Here is an 18,495-nt window from a genome sequence, read left to right on the forward strand (position 1 = left end):
AATAAACACTTGTATATACAATTAATGTAATAACAATAATAATGAGTACATACCTTAAAAATCTAGAATGGCGATATGCCACCAAAAAGTTTGATAATATTAAAAAAGTATCCGAACAAGATTTGGAGACCCTAAAAGAGGCTATTCAATTATCGGCATCTTCTTATGGACTTCAACCTTACAAGGTCCTTATTGTTTCAGATCAAGAAACGAAAGAAAAATTAAAACCAGCAGCTTGGAACCAAACACAAATTACCGATGCTTCCCATCTAATCATTTTTGCTAGCATCGATAATTTGAACGATTCCCACGTAGACGAATACATCAATAACATCAGCAAAACAAGAAATCTAGAAGCCTCTGAGCTGGAAGGATTTTCAGGGATGATTAAAGGCACTTTAGCTCCATTGTCTGAAGATATGAAAAGTACTTGGGCTGCTAAACAAACCTATATTGCTCTTGGAAATTTACTCTCTGCGGCTGCGGACTTAAAAATTGACACTTGTCCTATGGAAGGTTTCAATGCCGAGCAATTCAAAGAGATTTTAGGCCTTGATAAACTAGGACTTACGCCTACCGTAATTGCACCCGTTGGATACAGAGCTGAAGATGATGCTTACCAACATTTAAAAAAGGTTCGCAAACCCTCTTCTGATTTATTTATGAACATTTAATAACAACTATATAATTAAAAATTAAATACTATGAAAAAGAAAATTTTAAAATCGGTCTTAGCATTCTCCGTAGTTATTGGCTCTTCTGCCTTTAAAGATTTGGACACGAAAAAAGTAGATGCTGAAAAAAGCGAAATTACATGGAAAGGGTACAAAGTTACTGGTTCCCATGTAGGAAATGTAACTTTAAAAAGCGGAGAACTCGCTTTTGATGACGACAAATTGGTAGGTGGAAACTTTACAGTAGACATGACAACCATTGGTTCAACTGATTTGGAAGGAGAGTACAAAACCAAACTAGACGGACACCTAAAGTCTGATGACTTTTTTGGCGTTGAAAACCATCCAACAGCTAAACTGTCTTTCACAACCGTAAAGGCGACAGGTAAAAACTCTTACGAGGTTACAGGCGACCTAACCATTAAAGGTGAAACCCACCCAGTTACTTTTGATTTATCTGTTTACGGAAATAAAGCGACAGCCAACGTAAAAATTGATAGAACAAAATACAATGTTCGTTACGGTTCGGGGAGTTTCTTCGATAATCTTGGTGACAAAACCATTTACGACGAGTTCGACCTTGTAGTAGATTTGGTTTTCTAAAAATTGTTTATGAAAGAGAAAGAAGAAAGAGGAGCTGTAAAAGGCTCCTTTTTTTGTATAACAATGTCACAATCAATATAAAATTAGTGGTAATTATTCTTTTTTGTTTGAAAGTTTAAAATTGATTTCTATATTTGAAACATAAATGAGAACATTCAGAACAAATACATGGTGGTGGTCTAACTTACGTAAAACGTCGTGAGGTAGCATTGCTGTAGTATTTTAAAAAAATATGTAAAGGCTTGTCAATCACGACAAGCCTTTTTTTTGTTAAAACCAGAAGAAATTATATGAAATCGTATTCCTTAAAAACCCATTACAAACAAATACTTGCCGACACTATTACTCCGGTTAGCGTGTATTTGAAAATTCGTGACCGTTTCCCAAATAGTATCTTGTTGGAAAGTAGTGACTACCATGCCAACGATAACAGTTTTTCATACATCTGTTTCAATCCTATTGCTACTATCAAAGTGGAAAATGGCATCATTTCAAAAACATTTCCAGACGGAGTTGCTTCCGAAGAAAAAATAAACGGAGATATTCATATACCTTCGGAAATTGAAAATTTCACCAAATATTTTAAGACGGAAAAAAGTGACTTCAAGTTTATAAACAACGGTTTGTTTGGATACATAGCATATGATGGAGTACAATATTTTGAGGATATAGAAATCACTAAAAAGGAAGGTTCCTTAGATATTCCCGACATTTTTTATGCGGTTTACCAAAATATTATTGCCATTAATCACTTTAAAAATGAAGCCTATATATTTTGTCACAGTTACGGCGACGAAAACAATATTGAAGAAATACATCAACTTTTGCAAGCGAAAAACTATGCTTCGTATAACTTTTCCAAAGTCGGGGAACCTACTTCCAAATTAGAAGACAACGACTACAAAAAGCTAGTTGAGCAAGCTAAAAAACATTGCCATCGTGGAGATGTTTTTCAATTGGTGTTAAGCAGACGTTTTGCTCAAAAATTTAAAGGTGATGAATTTAACGTGTACAGAGCTTTAAGGTCTATAAATCCTTCTCCCTATTTGTTTTATTTCGACTACGGAAATTTTAAAATTTTTGGAAGTTCACCTGAAGCTCAACTTGTTGTTAAAGATAACAAAGCTGAAATTCATCCCATTGCAGGAACGTTTAAAAGAACGGGGAATGATGAAAAAGATGCTGAGCTGGCAAAACAACTGGCTGCCGACGAGAAAGAAAATAGTGAACACGTAATGTTGGTAGACCTTGCGAGAAACGACTTAAGCAGAAATGGTAATACCGTGGAAGTGGAAACTTACAGGGAAGTTCAGTTTTTTTCACACGTTATTCATTTGGTTTCCAAAGTTACGGGGCAGAAAAAGAAAGAAATTCCAACCATGCAAGTGGTGGCAGATACCTTCCCTGCCGGGACGCTCAGTGGAGCACCAAAATATATGGCTCTTAAATTAATTGACAAATATGAGGCTACAAACCGAGGTTATTACGGCGGGGCCATTGGTTTTATGGATTTCGACGGAAATTTTAACCATGCAATCATGATTAGGACATTCTTAAGTAAAAACCACGAACTGTATTATCAAGCGGGTGCGGGAATTGTATCGGAGTCGAAACCGGAAAACGAATTACAAGAAACCTATAATAAATTGGGTGCTTTGAAAAAAGCAATGGAAATGGCAGAAGATATTTAGTGGTTTATAGTAAATCACGTTTTCATCCTAAGCTTGCCTGCCTTTCGGACGGTAAGGTCGAAGGATATTAAATTATAGTAAAAGAATATGAAAAAAATATTAGTTATAGATAACTATGATAGTTTCACGTACAATTTAGTACATTACTTGGAAGATTTAGGTTGCGAAGTCACGGTTAAAAGAAACGACCAATTAACTCTTGAAGAAGTGGCGCCTTTTGATAAGATAGTGCTTTCTCCAGGGCCTGGCATACCGGATGAGGCCGGACTTTTAAAAGAAATTATTCGTACATACGCCCCTACAAAAAGTATTTTTGGAGTTTGCTTGGGTCAGCAAGCCATTGGAGAGGTTTTTGGAGGAAAACTCATCAATATAGATGAAGTGTATCACGGGGTGGCTACAAAAATTAAGGTCTCAACAGATAATCCCATATATAAAGATTTACCAGAAGAAATTGAAGTCGGCCGTTACCATAGTTGGGTGGTAGACCCCAATTTACCCGATGTACTAAAAGCAACTTCCTACGATGAAAACGGACAAGTTATGTCGCTTACCCATACGGAGTATGATGTGTGTGGAGTGCAATATCATCCCGAATCGGTTTTAACGCCAGAAGGGAAAAAGATTTTGGAGAATTGGCTACATTCCTAACCCCTCCCAAAGGAGATAGGTAATGAGGGACCAATAAATTTTGAGAGTTAAAAATATCCAATAACCATTAAATAAATTTTTCCCTTCGGGGGAGCTAGTGGGACTTATGAAAGAAATACTAAACAGATTAATAAATCACGAAACCATTTCGAAAGAAGAGGCCAAAAATGTATTGGTAAATATTTCCAATGGCGCTTATAACACGAGTCAAATTGCGGCTTTTTTAACCGTTTACATGATGCGAAGCGTAACAATTGAAGAGTTGGAAGGTTTTCGCGATGCACTTTTAGAATTATGCTTAGCTGTAAACTTAGAAGATTACAATACCATCGATTTATGTGGAACGGGCGGCGACGGTAAAGACACATTCAACGTCTCCACCCTTGCATCTTTTGTTACTGCCGGCGCTGGAGTACATGTTACTAAACACGGAAACTATGGGGTTTCTTCCAAATGTGGGTCAAGTAACGTTATGGAGCATTTAGGAATTCAATTTTCCAATAATTTAGATTTCTTAAAAAAATCGATTGACGAAGCAGGGATTTGCATTTTACATGCACCTCTTTTTCATCCGGCTATGAAAAATGTTGCGCCTATCAGGAAGGAATTGGCCGTAAAAACCTTTTTTAACATGCTTGGGCCTATGGTTAACCCCGCATTTCCTAAAAACCAAATGGTGGGCGTTTTTAATTTGGAACTAGCAAGAATGTATGGTTATTTATACCAAAACACTGATAAAAATTACACGATTTTACATGCCCTGGATGGGTATGACGAAATTTCCCTTACTGGTCCAACGAAAGCCATTAGAAACCAAACCGAGCAAATGTTGCAAGCATCCGATTTTGGTGTTAAAGAACACGGGCAAAATGATATTGTAGGCGGCGAAACCATAGACGCTTCAGCAAAAATTTTCGTGAATGTCCTTAGCGGAAAAGGGACAGAAGCACAGAACAATGTAGTTTGCGCCAATGCAGGAATGGCAATTGCCACCGTAAAGAATTTGAGTCCGATTCAAGGATTTGAGCAAGCCAAAGAATCTTTATTAAGTGGAAAAGGGTTGGAGGCGTTTCAGAAATTAAAAAGTTTAACGATTTAAGAATTGAAAATTTAAGGAATACAGAGATATATAGTCTTCGACAAGCTCAGTCTGAAATTGAAACTAACCCTAAAGTCATCCTGAGCCTGTCGAAGGGCATTTTTAACCAATTAACTAAAATGAACATCTTAGATAAAATAGTAGCCGATAAAAAAAAGGAAGTTGCTTTAAAAAAGCAGTTAATTCCAATTTCACAATTGGAGTCGAGTGTGCTTTTTGAGCGTGATTGTATTTCTTTGGCTGAAAAATTGAAAATAAGTGAAACCGGTATTATCGCCGAACACAAACGACGTTCGCCATCGAAATCGGTTATTAATCAGTCGTTAAATGTACAAGATGTAGCCGTCGGATACGAAAATGCTGGTGTTTGTGGGATGTCGGTTTTAACAGATGGAAAATATTTTGGCGGCTCTTTAGATGATTTGTTATTGGCTAGAGCATCTGTAAAAATGCCTCTGTTACGAAAGGAATTTATTGTGGACACTTATCAAATGCTGGAAGCCAAAGCTTACGGAGCAGATGTAATTTTGCTTATTGCTGCTATATTAACTCGCGAAGAAATCAAATTATTTTCAGAAACTGCAAAAAATCTCGGTTTGGATGTTTTGTTGGAAGTTCATAACGAAGAAGAACTTCAAAAATCCGTTATGCCAAGTTTGGATATGCTCGGTGTAAACAATAGGAATTTAAAAACATTCGATGTCAGTTTGGATGTAAGCAAGTCGCTTTCAGAAAAAATCCCGAACGATTTTGTAAAAGTTTCCGAAAGTGGCATAAGCTCCGTAGAGGCCATTCAAGAATTACAGCCGTTTGGTTACAAAGGGTTTTTAATTGGTGAAAACTTTATGAAAACCGACAATCCAGGTGAAAGTGCTACTGAATTTATAAAGGGCCTTTCGGATAAACAATTATGAATTTTAAGTAATGAAACGATTTCATTTAAATATCGAGAACCAAGAAAAAGCCTCGTCCCCGCTCCAGGGAGAATTAAGGAGAGGACTCCTCAAAATCTGCGGAATGAAATTTCTCGATAATATTGAAGCAGTTGCGAAGCTTCAACCGGATTACCTAGGTTTTATTTTTTATGAAAAATCGGCTCGTTTTAATGAAGACAATGTGCCAAATTTACCAGCTGGTATTCAAAAAATTGGTGTATTTGTAGATGCTGAAATTGATTTCGTTCTTGAAAAAGTAAAAAATCATCAATTGCATGGAATACAATTACACGGAAATGAATCTCCTGAATATTGCCGACAGCTAAAAAACAAGTTAAATTCATTAGAAACAGGCATTAAAATTATTAAAGTATTCTCCATAAAGGATGAATTCGATTTCTCCGTTTTAAACCCCTTCGAAACCGTGGTCGATTTTTACCTGTTTGATACAAAAGGAAAACTTCCCGGTGGAAATGGATACACTTTTAATTGGGAAGTGCTTAAAAATTATCCATCCGAAAAGCCATTTTTTTTGAGCGGAGGCATTGGAATGGAGGAACTGGAAAAACTTAAAAGTTTAGATTCTAACCTACCGATTCATGCCATCGATGTGAATAGCAAGTTTGAGTTGGAACCAGGATTAAAAAATGTAGAATTACTAAAAGAGTTTATATACCAACTAAGGTTTTAAAACTCACAATAAAATAGAAAAATTAGTCATCCTGAGCTTGTCGAAGGATAAAATTTTGTCAAAGCATATGAAAACATACAACGTCAACGAAAAAGGATATTACGGAGATTTCGGAGGTGCATACATCCCTGAAATGCTGTATCCAAATGTGGAAGAGTTACGTCAACAATATCTTTCTATTATGAATGAGGATTCTTTTAAAGAGGAGTTCCATCAACTTTTAAAAGATTATGTCGGCCGTCCTTCCCCCTTGTATTTTGCCAAAAGAATGTCTGAAAAACATGGCGCTAAAATTTATCTTAAGCGAGAAGACCTCAACCATACTGGAGCGCACAAGATAAACAACACCATTGGTCAGATTTTAATGGCAAAGCGATTGGGCAAAAACCGAATTATCGCCGAAACAGGTGCTGGGCAGCATGGTGTTGCTACCGCTACTGTTTGTGCGCTTATGGGAATAGATTGCGTGGTTTATATGGGAGAAATAGACATTGACCGCCAAGCGCCAAATGTTGCCCGAATGAAAATGTTGGGCGCCGAGGTCCGACCAGCAAAGTCGGGTAGCCGCACTCTGAAAGATGCCACCAACGAAGCCATTCGCGACTGGATTAATAATCCGGTAGATACACATTACATTATTGGTTCCGCTATTGGTCCGCATCCTTATCCAGATATGGTTACGCGTTTTCAGAGTATCATTTCAGAGGAAATAAAATGGCAACTGAAAGAAAAAGAAGGTCGCGAAAATCCGGATTATGTGGTCGCTTGTATTGGTGGCGGAAGTAACGCCGCAGGAACCTATTATCATTTTTTAGAGGATGAAAAAGTAGGAATTATCGCTGTAGAGGCTGCTGGAAAAGGAGTCGATTCTGGTGAAAGTGCTGCTACTTCCGCATTGGGAAAAGAAGGTATAATTCATGGATGTAAAACTTTGCTGATGCAAACAGGAGACGGACAAATAACGGAGCCGTATTCTATTTCTGCGGGATTGGATTACCCTGGCGTGGGACCCATGCACGCACATTTGTACCGCTCTGGTCGTGGTGAATTCTTCTCCATTACCGATGAAGATGCCATGAAAGCCGGATTGGAATTGTGTAAAACGGAAGGTATTATTCCGGCTATTGAAAGTTCGCATGCTTTAGCAATTTTCCATCATAAAAAATTCAAAAAGGATGATGTCATTGTAATCAACCTTTCGGGCCGCGGCGACAAAGATTTAAACACATACATCGATTATTTTGATTTGTAAAAAAGAATATCAATGAATAGAATTCATAAAAAATTACAGGAAGACAAAAAATTATTGTCCATATATTTTACAGCAGGATACCCCAACCTAGAAGATACCGTACCGATTATTGAGCAATTGCAAAAAAGCGGTGTGGACATGTTGGAAATCGGACTCCCATTTTCCGATCCGCTTGCTGACGGACCTACCATTCAGGAGAGCTCTACCCATGCCCTTACAAACGGAATGACAACTGCAAAACTGTTCGAGCAACTAAAAGATATTAGAAAAACTGTTAATATTCCTTTAATCATCATGGGATATTTTAACCCCATGATGCAATATGGCGTTGAGGCTTTTTGTAAAAAATGTAACGAAATTGGGATTGACGGACTCATAATTCCCGATCTCCCTGTGGATGTTTACAACGAAGAATACCGATCTATTTTTGAAAAGTACAACCTCATCAACGTGTTCTTAATTACGCCACAAACCTCCGAAGATCGTATTAGATTTATCGATTCTGTTTCCAACGGATTTATTTACATGGTGAGTTCGGCCAGCGTTACTGGAGCTAAAAACACCTTTGGGGATGCACAAAACCAGTATTTTGAAAGAATTTCCAATATGAAACTGAAATCACCGCAAATTGTGGGGTTTGGAATTAGTAATGCCGAAACGTTTAAAGCGGCTACCAAGTATGGAAAAGGCGCCATTATTGGCTCGGCTTTTATTAAAATGATTAAAGAAAAAGGAATTGAAGGTATCGATGATTTTGTTAAATCCATCCGATTATAAACGTTTTCTTTCTGAAAAAGCTTTTTATTAACAATTTAGGTAACTAGTTCTTTTTTGGGTTTAAGTATTCTGTTGTCAGGCTGAGCTTGTCGAAGCCCATCATAAAACTTTATCCTACTCCATTAATAAGTAAAACAAATAGGGGAGTTATTTTACAGCGAATTCAAAACTACTTTCGTTTAAATATGCTTCCCCTTTTTTTAACACAGCTGATGGAAAGTGATCGTTATTGGGGGCATCCGGAAAGTTTTGTGTTTCAAAACAGATGCTTGGATATTTCTCCAATGGATTATTCATCATTTTGCTTTCTTCCATAGCTTCAGGGGTGTACACCACGACTCCAGGCTGATTGCTGGAGATCTTCATTTCTATACCCGATTGCTCGCTATACAATGTAGCTAACGGTTCTTTTTCAGTAATAACATAACAATCGTCTAGTCCTTTAAAATCTTTGTGGTCTTCAATACGGATTGGTTTCCTAAAATCAAAATAGGTATTGGCAACAGGTTTAAAATTTCCATTCGCCACATTGTATTGATCTTTTTCTAAAATCTCCTCTGCATTAATTTTCAATTCATGGTCTAAAACAGAACCCTTCCCCGCTAAATTGTAATAATTATGGTTGGTAAGGTTAACAATAGTATCTTCCGTAGCGGTCGCTTTGTAGCGGATTATCAATTTATTCCCTTGTAATTGATAAGTACAAAAGGCATGAAGCTCTCCGGGATAACCTTCTTCCATAGCTTCACTTACATACGAAAAAGTGATAAATGGATTCTCCCCCTCCTCGCGTTGATGTAGTTGCCAATCTTTATAACCAAAACCTTCTTCGCCTCCATGCAAGTGAACTCCCTTACTATTGTTGGCCAATAGATATTTTCTTCCATTAAGCACGAAACCTTCTTTATGGATTCGTCCAGCAAAACGTCCCGCCGTCGCTCCTAAATGAATACTGTTGTTTTTATAATCAGAAACATTTTCATAACCAATAATAACATTTACATCGCTGTTGTTTCTATCTTTTACAATTACTTGCTGAAGCGCTGCTCCTGTAGAAACGGCAACTATTTTTATATATTCATTCTGAATGGCAAAGGTCTTCATGTTAAATTTTTAGGTAGTTTTACAGACAAACGAAACTACAAAAAAGTGTTCTTTTTTATCGCTATTCGAGGGAATAAATAATGATTTCGAAGAATTTAAAAGAAAACTTTAAAAAAATGAAACGCTTTACTTTTTGCGTCGTCTTTAAGAGTAGATAGTAACAAAGCCAACTAAAAGTAACAAGCCGGCATGCTTGAAATAGATCTTATTGAGAAATGCAAAAGCAACAACCGAAAAGCGCAAATGCAGCTTTACGACATGTACTGTCACGGCATGTTCTGTGTTGCCATGCGGTATTTGAAAAACACAGATGACGCACAGGACGCCATGCAGGAAGCTTTTATTAAAGCTTTTCAAAAACTAGATCAGTTTAAGGCAGAAGTTACTTTTGGGGCTTGGTTAAAACGAATTGTAATTAATAAGTGTATTGATTTTTTAAAGGCAAAGCAACATCAAATTTATTCTTTAGACGAAAGTTTTATGCATGTTGAGGAAGACGAAAACTGGCAGGTGGAAAGCGATATATCCAAAGAAGAAATTGTAAATGCCATTGAAAAATTACCTAACAAATACAAGGTTGTGGTAATGCTTTATTTGGTGGAAGGATTTGACCATGAGGAAATTTCAGAAATATTGCATATTAATAATAACACTTCCCGCACCCATTTAATGCGGGGAAAGCAAAAGCTACAATCACTTTTAAAACACAAAATAGATGGCACAGGATATTAAAAAGCTATTGAAAGATTGTTTTGAAGAAAAACATGAGCTGCCACAAGGGCATCGCGAGGCATTTTCTAAATTGTTGGAGCAAGAACTTCCGCAGAAAAAAGAAAATAAATCCTTTTTGTTCTGGAAAGTAGCGGCAGCCGTATTGGTTTTAATTGGAGTGGGCACTGTATTCTTCAGCAATAATAAAGAAATAACAACTTCTGAAAAGGGTGTGGCGAATACAGAAAATAGCGCCCCAAACAGTGAATCTATCACTTTAGGGTCTATTTCTCCTGATTTGAAAAAGGTGGAAGACTATTATGTAGCTAATATTAATTTGGAATTGGCGGAAATTGATCTTTCCGAAGCAAATAAAAAATTACTAGATGGCTATATGACGCGTCTTGGCGAATTGAACGACGCTTACCAAGACCTTACGGTTGAACTCAATGAAGTAGGTCCAAACGACCAAACCATCAATGCACTTATTAGCAACCTGCAATTACGTTTACAGTTACTATACCGATTGAAAGAAAAGATTAAAGAACTTAAACAAACAACAAATGAAGAATTTACAACACAAAATGTATAGGTTTATTGCAGTCATGTTGCTTACTTCTGCTGGCATGTATGCCCAAACAGAAACAAAAACCTACAAAGAATCCTTCAACGTAAATGACGATGTGGTAGTAGATGTTAATACGAGCTACGCCGATGTTACTTTTGATACTTGGAACAAAAATAAAGTAGAAATTGAAGCTATAATTGAAGTAGAAGGTCTTTCTAAAGAAGATGCGGCAGCTTATTTTAAAAAGTGGGGCTTTACAGCGCAAGGAAACAGCAATAAAGTAACCATTAAAACATCTAGTGGATCAAGATGGGGACATGGAAAAGATGTGGTTTTTGTCACTGATTCAGACAATATGGTTTTTGCCTTTAACGACTCCATACATATGGCTCCTATGCCACCCATGCCACCTTTACCAGAGATGGATTCTTTGATAATTATCCCTCCGATGCCCCCAATGCCGCCATTGCCCTTTGATTTTGATAACTTTTCTTTTGATTATGAAGCGTATAAAAAGGAAGGTGACGCTTATTTAGAAAAATGGAAAAAACAATTCAATGAAAGTTTTGATGAGGAGGTAAAAGCTAATTTAGAAGAATGGAAGAAAGAAGTAAAGGAGCACCAAACGGAGTGGCAAGTGGTTCGAAAAGAAATGGTGAAGGAAAGAGAACAAATGCAAAAAGAGCGTGAAAAACAACGTATTGAAATAAGAAAAATTCAGAAGGAAGCACATAAGGCAGCCCGAGAAGCCCATGCGGCAGCAAGGGAAACTCAAGCTAAGATAATGCGTTGGAATGTAGCGCCTGGCGGACAATCGCCTAATGTATTTTTCTACGATTCTTCCAAAGACGACAAAAATGTAAAGGTTAAAAAAACTATCAAGATTAAAATACCGAAAGGCGCTAAACTAAAAATGAATGTACGCCATGGGGAAGTCACCCTGGCCGAAAATTATTCCAATATCAATGCAACCTTGTCTTACACAAGGTTGCATGCCCCTATGGTGACTGGGGAATCCTCATTTATAGAAGCCTCCTACTCGCCTCTCGTAGTAGAACGTTGGAACAAAGGTGAACTAAAAGCCAATTATGCTGAAGCTATTAACTTGAAGCAGGTAAAAAGTATAAAGCTTACCTCAAAATCTTCCAATGTCGTGATAGAAAACCTCACTGGCGATGCTATCATTAATGGTAGCTTTGGCGACTTGTCCGTAGGTGCGGTTTCAAACGACTTTAGCAACCTCAACATAGTGTTAGATAATTCCGACGCAAAGCTATCCCTCCCAAAAACGGCCTTCACTTTTTACAGCAATGCCTCCAATTCTTCTATCAAGTACCCCAAGAGCTTAATCTTAAAGGTCTCCAAGCAATACAACAACGAAGTTGCCAATGGCTATTTCTCCCAAAAGAACAGCAACAGAACCATTAACCTTGTAGCTAACTTCAGTAATGTGGTTTTACAATAATACAAGTGCGTTAACTTCCATTTCTCCTCTGATATCATTCATTTATTTCCCGTTTATTAGCACTTCCATTGCGCAAACAACCATTTGCTTTATGTGAACAAGTGCCTCTTTTTCGTAAACAAACACTTTCTTTCTGTAAACAGCCATTTCCTGTTGCTAAAATTCATTTCTCTTCTGTAAACAAGTGTTTCTTTTATGTAAATAAGCATTTCGTCTCTGTAAATAGATATTTCATTTGTGCAGACAATTACTGTTCTATTGATACCGTTTACTTTGTATGAGCGAACAAATAAATTATTCCTGTAAACATTCGTTTCATTTGTGTAATCGAGTAGTTTTATTCTGAAGACAACCATTTCTCTTTTGAAAATAAACAGCAACTATTCTACTGGTTACAAAAGAAATTTTGCCAAACAGATTAACAAACAAAAAAGGCCAAACAAATTTAATATTTGTTTGGCCTTAACTTTTATATTTTGATGAATGTTATTCTATATGTTAATGCGCTTCTTCCTTTAGAAGCTCAGGATATTTCTTTTGAAATTTACGCAGCCGCGGAATAGATACATTGCGTACATACGGATTATTGGGATTCCGCTTCTCATAATCTTGGTGATACTCTTCTGCTATCCAAAATTTCTCAAACGGTTCCACCTGCGTAACGATAGGCTTTGTGAAAATTTCTTTTTTTTCTAACTGCTTTATATAGCGTTCTATAATTTCTTTTTCCTTGTTATTTTTGTAAAAAGCAATGGAACGATATTGCGGACCAACATCGGGACCTTGGCGGTTGTATTGTGTAGGATCATGCGAGCCAAAAAAGACACGCACTAAAGTTTCAAAAGAAACCTCTTTAGGATCGTAATATACTTTTACACTTTCTGCATGCGATGTTTTTCCACCACCAACTTCTTGGTAGGTTGGGTTTTTCTCGCTTCCCCCGGCATAACCAGATTCTGCTTCTTTTACCCCTTTTACACTTTCGAAAACTGCTTCCACGCACCAAAAACATCCGCTCGCAAAATAGGCAGTTTCATATTTAGATAAATCTTGTTGTGGTTTCTCGAAAGTTGTTTTCGCAGTAACTTGAGCTGGTTTTTCTTCTTTTTTGGTGGATGACTGGCAGCTCACCGTAAAAAAGCTCAATAAAAGAAGTGCATTAAGTTGTATGAATTTCATAAAAATTTGTTTTTAGTATGAGTCCGATTAGCACCTAAAACCTTACAAAATCATATTCATAACAAATCAACTTTCCAGTCTAAATTTCTTTGAACCGGATTAAATAGGTTACACCATTGGTTGCTTCCAGTTTGTTTATAGACCCTCTAAGTTGGCGGGTTAAACTATTAATAAGTTTGAGTCCCATAGAACCTTGTGAACTGGTACAATTGTCTTCGGCGTAACCAACGCCATCATCGCTTAAGGTAAGGCGAAAATATTCCAAATCTGTTTGTTCAATAGAAATAGTAATAGTTCCTTCGTCTTTATGCGGAAAGGCATGTTTAAAAGAATTGGTGATAAACTCACTAATCAGCAAGCCTAAAGGAATGGCTGTTTCAACATTAAACTTTATATTCTTAATATTCGTTTGAAAAACAATTTTCTTATCATTCTTGTTTAACGAATTATCTAAAAAACTACATAATTGAGCTATATAATCTTGATATTCTATTCTGGCAAGATCTTCCCTAGCATATAACATTTCATGCACAATGGCCATAGAGAGCACTCGGTTATGGCTGCTGGAGAGCATTCTTTTAGTTTCTTCGCTTGTAGAGTTCCTCGCTTGCATGTTTAATAAACTGGAGATAGTCTGCAAATTGTTTTTCACCCGATGATGGATCTCCTTTAAAAGCACTTCGTTCTCCTTGCTTTTCTTTTCAATTTCTTTTTTGGATGTTAAAAGTCGGTTGTAGTTGCGCAGCAATATTCTCCCTAGAATGGCGCCCAAAATGTACATACTGAAAAGGAGAACGATTAAACTAAATGTTTCCTGCGAGGCCGGCGGCACTTTGTTTTTTACTGAAAAATGGAGCGATTCATGAAAATAAACCGCCAGGATAAATGTTAATATAATAATTAGATTAAATCTTCCGTAGGCTCTAGTAGATACATATCCCCCGAATACAATAAGAAGCATAACGAAAGCAAATGGACTGTTAAGACCGCCACTGTACAACGTCACTACGGCCGACCCTATAAGCGCCAAAAAGCAAGTGCCCAAATAAATGTACATTACTTTTCCATGCTTGTAATACATAAAAGTATTTACCAAATTGGCAATACCATAAACAAGGAAAGTCTGCGGGATTACTTCAGTTATATCTAAAATGAAATAACAAATAGGCGCAAAGCACAACATGATAATTGAGGAAAAATAGTTGGTATTTAGAATAAGATCTATTTTTTCCTGCAAGCTATCTGAAGCGCCTTTATTGAGTCCCATAAAAACAAATTGCATGGGGGTGCATATTTATGTGTTAAAAGAATAGAAGCATTCTTTCCTTTAAAAACGATGTCAATTTGAATTTTCAAACGCAAACAACCCGTATTTTCTAGGTATAAGAAGCCATTTATTTATTGGTTTTCAAGCTCCTAAGATATCGTTTTTTTTCAAAAAAAAAGCGATAAAAACATACGTTCTATCGCTTTTAAAAACTTTTTTACCTTTTTTAGTCTTCTACAAGTACCCATTCTCCCTTGGTTAAAAGGGGTTCCGCTTGTTTAAACTTAAGAGTTTTATTTTCTCCCGTCATTACGTTTTTAATAGTAACACGGTCGTTTCGTCCAATTTTGGGCTTATCTCTCACAATAGTTTCTGTAACCTGTGGGCGTTGCTGAGTTTGACCGGCAGCTCTATTTTGTGCCGCTAACTCATCACTATTTGGAATTTCTTCTTTAGACGTTTTATAATCTTCTTTCCGCTTCGTTTCCCGAGCTTCTTGAATGTTGGATGTGTCTTCTGTTGGAAGTTCTCCTTTGAATAGGAAAGATATCACTTCCCTGTTCACCTTATCTATCATCCCTTTAAAAAGTTCAAAAGCTTCAAACTTATAAATCAATAAAGGATCTTTTTGCTCATGGACCGCTAACTGCACAGATTGCTTCAATTCATCCATCTTCCGTAAATGCGTCTTCCATGCATCATCAATAATGGCAAGGGTAATGTTCTTTTCAAAATCGGTGATTAACTTCTTCCCTTCAGATTCATAAGCATCTTTAAGGTTGGTTACCACTTTCAAGGTTTTAATACCATCTGTAAATGGAACTACAATACGTTCAAACTTATTGTTTTCGTTCTCATAAACATTTTTAATTACCGGATACGCTGTTTTGGCATTACGCTCAATCTTATCTTGGTAATATTGAAGCGCTGCTTTGTAAACCACATCGGTAATTTCCCTAGCGGATTTCTTTTTAAATTCTTCTTCGTTTATAGGAGAAGTAGTAGAGAAATATTTAATCAACTCAAACTCGAAGTTTTTAAAGTCGCTAGCCAACTTGTTACTCTCTACGATAGCCTCGCAGGTATCAAACACCATATTGGCGATATCCAGTTTAAGACGTTCCCCTTCCAAGGCGTGCCTTCTTCTTTTATAAACTACTTCACGTTGAGCGTTCATAACATCGTCATACTCCAATAAACGTTTACGTACCCCGAAGTTATTTTCTTCTACTTTTTTCTGAGCCCTTTCAATGGATTTGGTCATCATGGAATGCTGAATTACCTCTCCATCTTCCAGTCCCATTCTATCCATCATTTTTGCTACTCTTTCAGAACCGAAAAGGCGCATCAAATTATCTTCCAAAGAAACATAGAACTGCGAACTTCCAGGATCTCCTTGACGACCGGAACGACCTCTTAACTGGCGGTCAACACGACGGGAATCGTGACGTTCTGTACCAATAATGGCCAAACCACCAGCGTCTTTAACCTCTTTGGAAAGTTTAATATCGGTACCACGACCTGCCATGTTGGTCGCAATAGTTACCACTCCTGGCTTACCAGCTTCCGCAACGATGTCGGCTTCTTTTTTATGAAGCTTCGCATTCAATACGTTATGCTGAATTTTGTTCATGGAAAGAGATTTCGATAATAACTCGGAAATCTCTACAGAAGTAGTACCTACCAATACTGGGCGACCTTCACCTACCAATCGAATTACTTCTTTGATTACGGCATTGTATTTTTCCCTTTTCGTTTTGTAAATAAGGTCTTGCATGTCTTTTCTGGCAATCGGTCTATTGGTTGGGATTTCCATCACATCCAAATCATAGATTTCCAAAAACTCTCCCGCCTCGGTAATGGCAGTACCTGTCATACCAGACAATTTATTATACATTCTAAAGTAATTCTGTAAAGTTACGGTAGCAAAAGTCTGTGTTGCCGCTTCGATCTTTACATTTTCTTTAGCCTCAATAGCTTGGTGAAGACCATCTGAGTAACGACGGCCATCCATAATACGCCCCGTTTGCTCATCTACAATCATCACTTTATTTTCCATCACAACATATTCCACATCTTTTTCAAAAAGCGTGTACGCCTTTAAAAGTTGGTTCATAGTGTGGATACGTTCACTTTTTACTGAAAAATCTTTAAAAAGCTCTTCTTTAAGTTCCGCTTCTTCTTCCGGAGAAAGATTTTTATTTTCAATTTGAGCTATTTCCGTACCAATATCTGGCATCACAAAGAAATCTGGATCGGTATCCCCTGATAAATATTCAATTCCCTTGTCAGTAAGTTCAATTTGATTGTTCTTTTCATCGATAACAAACCACAATGCTTCATCTACAACCGGCATTTCACGGTTATTATCCTGCATGTAATGGTTTTCCGTTTTCTGAAGTAACTGCTTTATCCCTTCCTCACTTAAAAACTTAATAAGTGCTTTATTCTTTGGCAATCCGCGGTGAACACGTAACAACTGAAACGCTCCTTCCTTGGTATTTCCTTCAGCAATTAATTTTTTAGCTTCTGCTAAGAGACCCGTTAAATATTGGCGTTGCTTAGCTACAAGATCGCTTACCTTTGGTTTTAATTCATTGAATTCATGACGATCTCCTTGCGGAACCGGTCCAGAAATAATCAATGGTGTTCTCGCGTCGTCAATCAATACAGAATCGACCTCATCCACGATAGCATAATTGTGTGTGCGCTGTACCAAATCGTCTGGTGTATGCGACATGTTATCACGCAGATAATCGAAACCAAACTCATTGTTCGTCCCGTATGTTATATCTGCTAAATATGCTTTTCTACGACCTACAGAGCCCGGTTGATGGTTATCGATACAGTCTATCGACAAGCCATGAAACTCAAATAAAGGACCCATCCAAGCGCTGTCCCTACGTGCCAAATAGTTGTTTACTGTTACCAAATGAACACCGTTACCAGTTAGGGCATTTAGGTAAACTGGCAAGGTTGCCACCAACGTTTTACCCTCCCCTGTCTGCATCTCGGCAATTTTTCCTTGGTGAAGGGCAATACCTCCAATAAGTTGCACATCGTAATGCACCATATCCCAAGTTACTTCTTTACCTGCGGCGTCCCAAGAGTTGCTCCAAATCGCTTTGTCATCTTCTAACGTAACATAATCATTCTTTCCAGAAATTTCCCTATCGAATGCTGAGGCTGTAACGGTAATGGTTTCGTTATTGGCAAAACGTTTAGCAGTTTCCTTAACTACGGCAAACGCTTCTGGAAGTATATCGTTAAGTGTTTTTTCTGAAGCTTCCTGCGCTTTTTCCTTTAAAGCATCTATTTCAGTATAAATATCTTCATTACGATCGATGTCGTTGGAAGCTTCTGCTTCTGCCTTTAGTTCAGCAATCTTTTCATCAAAAGAAGCGGTAGCAGCTTTTATCTTATTTTTAAACTCTTGTGTTTTAGAACGAAGTTCATCGTTAGTGAGCTGAGATAGCTTATCTTCAAAAGATTTTATTTGGTCTACAATAGGTTGCAAAGCCTTCACATCTTTCTTCGCCTTATCTCCTACGAAAACTTTTAAAACGGAATCGAGTAAACTCATGTTTTTATTTGTATTTAGGTATTCAAGTGATATAATCTTTTATAAAATCGGTTAAAAATTGCTTTTCACACCATTTATTTTGGGTTTTTACTGCTTTGTAGCGCTGTGCTATTCCTTTCATAAAAACGCTTCAAAGGGTACAAAACCAACAATTTCTCCCTACCATCAAGGCGGGTAAACTTCAATTTTAAAAGTTTAGATCACTTCGTCAAAATTAAGCAAAAAAAAAGCCTCAGAAGAGACTT

The 18,495-nt window shown here is 37.2% G+C and carries 16 protein-coding genes; 12 read left to right on the plus strand and 4 right to left on the minus strand.

The features are described 5' to 3' along the window. Positions 1 to 41: 41 nt before the first annotated feature. The 9 genes from NDQ75_RS01470 (at position 42) to trpA (ending at position 8,373) form a co-directional block, all read left to right on the plus strand. Complete coding sequence (locus NDQ75_RS01470) at positions 42 to 674, plus strand: NAD(P)H-dependent oxidoreductase (protein ID WP_202028987.1); 633 nt, start codon at positions 42 to 44, stop codon at positions 672 to 674. Between the two features lie 30 nt (positions 675 to 704). After that, a complete protein-coding gene (locus NDQ75_RS01475) occupies positions 705 to 1,277 on the plus strand; it encodes a YceI family protein (protein ID WP_202028988.1) in 573 nt (190 codons plus the stop codon). 290 nt (positions 1,278 to 1,567) lie between these two features. After that, on the plus strand, positions 1,568 to 2,968 hold the full coding sequence (locus tag NDQ75_RS01480) for an anthranilate synthase component I family protein (RefSeq protein WP_202028989.1): 1,401 nt from the start codon (positions 1,568 to 1,570) through the stop codon (positions 2,966 to 2,968). Between the two features lie 87 nt (positions 2,969 to 3,055). Further along, the gene (locus NDQ75_RS01485; protein ID WP_202028990.1) at positions 3,056 to 3,619 is read left to right on the plus strand and encodes an anthranilate synthase component II; all 564 of its coding nucleotides are present in this window, start codon (positions 3,056 to 3,058) and stop codon (positions 3,617 to 3,619) included. A gap of 106 nt (positions 3,620 to 3,725) precedes the next feature. Continuing rightward, complete coding sequence (gene trpD, locus NDQ75_RS01490; protein ID WP_202028991.1) at positions 3,726 to 4,718, plus strand: anthranilate phosphoribosyltransferase; 993 nt, start codon at positions 3,726 to 3,728, stop codon at positions 4,716 to 4,718. A 119-nt stretch (positions 4,719 to 4,837) separates the two neighbouring features. Further along, on the plus strand, positions 4,838 to 5,632 hold the full coding sequence (gene trpC / locus NDQ75_RS01495; RefSeq protein ID WP_202028992.1) for an indole-3-glycerol phosphate synthase TrpC: 795 nt from the start codon (positions 4,838 to 4,840) through the stop codon (positions 5,630 to 5,632). A 103-nt stretch (positions 5,633 to 5,735) separates the two neighbouring features. Next, positions 5,736 to 6,344 (plus strand): phosphoribosylanthranilate isomerase, encoded by a 609-nt coding sequence (locus tag NDQ75_RS01500; RefSeq protein ID WP_202028993.1) that lies wholly within the window; start codon positions 5,736 to 5,738, stop codon positions 6,342 to 6,344. 67 nt (positions 6,345 to 6,411) lie between these two features. Next, the gene (trpB, locus tag NDQ75_RS01505; protein ID WP_202028995.1) at positions 6,412 to 7,596 is read left to right on the plus strand and encodes a tryptophan synthase subunit beta; all 1,185 of its coding nucleotides are present in this window, start codon (positions 6,412 to 6,414) and stop codon (positions 7,594 to 7,596) included. A gap of 12 nt (positions 7,597 to 7,608) precedes the next feature. Then, positions 7,609 to 8,373 (plus strand): tryptophan synthase subunit alpha, encoded by a 765-nt coding sequence (gene trpA / locus NDQ75_RS01510; protein ID WP_202028997.1) that lies wholly within the window; start codon positions 7,609 to 7,611, stop codon positions 8,371 to 8,373. A gap of 147 nt (positions 8,374 to 8,520) precedes the next feature. Here trpA and NDQ75_RS01515 read toward each other — a convergent pair whose 3' ends face one another. Then, entirely contained in the window at positions 8,521 to 9,477 is a 957-nt protein-coding gene (locus NDQ75_RS01515) for an aldose epimerase family protein (protein ID WP_202028998.1), read from the minus strand. A gap of 189 nt (positions 9,478 to 9,666) precedes the next feature. On the opposite strand from NDQ75_RS01515, the gene NDQ75_RS01520 reads away from it, so the two are divergent. The 3 genes from NDQ75_RS01520 to NDQ75_RS01530 are packed head-to-tail and all read left to right on the plus strand — an operon-like array spanning position 9,667 to position 12,221. Continuing rightward, positions 9,667 to 10,209, plus strand: a complete 543-nt coding sequence (locus tag NDQ75_RS01520; RefSeq protein ID WP_202029000.1) for an RNA polymerase sigma factor — start codon at positions 9,667 to 9,669, stop codon at positions 10,207 to 10,209. Next, positions 10,193 to 10,780 carry a hypothetical protein gene (locus NDQ75_RS01525; protein WP_202029001.1) on the plus strand — a complete coding sequence of 196 codons (588 nt, stop codon included), beginning with the start codon at positions 10,193 to 10,195 and terminating at the stop codon, positions 10,778 to 10,780. Before NDQ75_RS01520 ends, NDQ75_RS01525 begins: the two co-directional genes overlap by 17 nt. Beyond that, a complete protein-coding gene (locus NDQ75_RS01530) occupies positions 10,752 to 12,221 on the plus strand; it encodes a hypothetical protein (protein WP_202029003.1) in 1,470 nt (489 codons plus the stop codon). Before NDQ75_RS01525 ends, NDQ75_RS01530 begins: the two co-directional genes overlap by 29 nt. A gap of 498 nt (positions 12,222 to 12,719) precedes the next feature. Here the strand turns inward: NDQ75_RS01530 and msrA are convergent, their stop codons facing one another. The 3 genes from msrA to secA form a co-directional block, all read right to left on the minus strand. After that, positions 12,720 to 13,400: a peptide-methionine (S)-S-oxide reductase MsrA gene (msrA, locus tag NDQ75_RS01535; protein WP_202029004.1), complete on the minus strand. Its 681-nt coding sequence runs from the start codon at positions 13,398 to 13,400 to the stop codon at positions 12,720 to 12,722. 79 nt (positions 13,401 to 13,479) lie between these two features. Next, positions 13,480 to 14,682: a sensor histidine kinase gene (locus NDQ75_RS01540; protein ID WP_242513689.1), complete on the minus strand. Its 1,203-nt coding sequence runs from the start codon at positions 14,680 to 14,682 to the stop codon at positions 13,480 to 13,482. Positions 14,683 to 14,893: 211 nt separating this feature from the next. Continuing rightward, positions 14,894 to 18,250, minus strand: a complete 3,357-nt coding sequence (secA, locus tag NDQ75_RS01545; RefSeq protein WP_202029006.1) for a preprotein translocase subunit SecA — start codon at positions 18,248 to 18,250, stop codon at positions 14,894 to 14,896. Positions 18,251 to 18,495 lie beyond the last annotated feature (245 nt).

The sequence above is a fragment of the Galbibacter mesophilus genome, assembly GCF_023721415.1.
GTDB lineage: Bacteria > Bacteroidota > Bacteroidia > Flavobacteriales > Flavobacteriaceae > Galbibacter > Galbibacter mesophilus.

Excerpts from the sequence above, each read along its gene's own strand:
- NDQ75_RS01470 (WP_202028987.1), top strand. The coding sequence starts at position 42 with ATGAGTACATACCTTAAAAATCTAGAATGGCGATATGCCACCAAAAAG.
- NDQ75_RS01475 (WP_202028988.1), top strand. The coding sequence starts at position 705 with ATGAAAAAGAAAATTTTAAAATCGGTCTTAGCATTCTCCGTAGTTATT.
- NDQ75_RS01480 (WP_202028989.1), top strand. The coding sequence starts at position 1,568 with ATGAAATCGTATTCCTTAAAAACCCATTACAAACAAATACTTGCCGAC.
- NDQ75_RS01485 (WP_202028990.1), top strand. The coding sequence starts at position 3,056 with ATGAAAAAAATATTAGTTATAGATAACTATGATAGTTTCACGTACAAT.
- trpD (WP_202028991.1), top strand. The coding sequence starts at position 3,726 with ATGAAAGAAATACTAAACAGATTAATAAATCACGAAACCATTTCGAAA.
- trpC (WP_202028992.1), top strand. The coding sequence starts at position 4,838 with ATGAACATCTTAGATAAAATAGTAGCCGATAAAAAAAAGGAAGTTGCT.
- NDQ75_RS01500 (WP_202028993.1), top strand. The coding sequence starts at position 5,736 with ATGAAATTTCTCGATAATATTGAAGCAGTTGCGAAGCTTCAACCGGAT.
- trpB (WP_202028995.1), top strand. The coding sequence starts at position 6,412 with ATGAAAACATACAACGTCAACGAAAAAGGATATTACGGAGATTTCGGA.
- trpA (WP_202028997.1), top strand. The coding sequence starts at position 7,609 with ATGAATAGAATTCATAAAAAATTACAGGAAGACAAAAAATTATTGTCC.
- NDQ75_RS01515 (WP_202028998.1), bottom strand. The coding sequence starts at position 9,477 with ATGAAGACCTTTGCCATTCAGAATGAATATATAAAAATAGTTGCCGTT.
- NDQ75_RS01520 (WP_202029000.1), top strand. The coding sequence starts at position 9,667 with ATGCTTGAAATAGATCTTATTGAGAAATGCAAAAGCAACAACCGAAAA.
- NDQ75_RS01525 (WP_202029001.1), top strand. The coding sequence starts at position 10,193 with ATGGCACAGGATATTAAAAAGCTATTGAAAGATTGTTTTGAAGAAAAA.
- NDQ75_RS01530 (WP_202029003.1), top strand. The coding sequence starts at position 10,752 with ATGAAGAATTTACAACACAAAATGTATAGGTTTATTGCAGTCATGTTG.
- msrA (WP_202029004.1), bottom strand. The coding sequence starts at position 13,400 with ATGAAATTCATACAACTTAATGCACTTCTTTTATTGAGCTTTTTTACG.
- NDQ75_RS01540 (WP_242513689.1), bottom strand. The coding sequence starts at position 14,682 with ATGCAATTTGTTTTTATGGGACTCAATAAAGGCGCTTCAGATAGCTTG.
- secA (WP_202029006.1), bottom strand. The coding sequence starts at position 18,250 with ATGAGTTTACTCGATTCCGTTTTAAAAGTTTTCGTAGGAGATAAGGCG.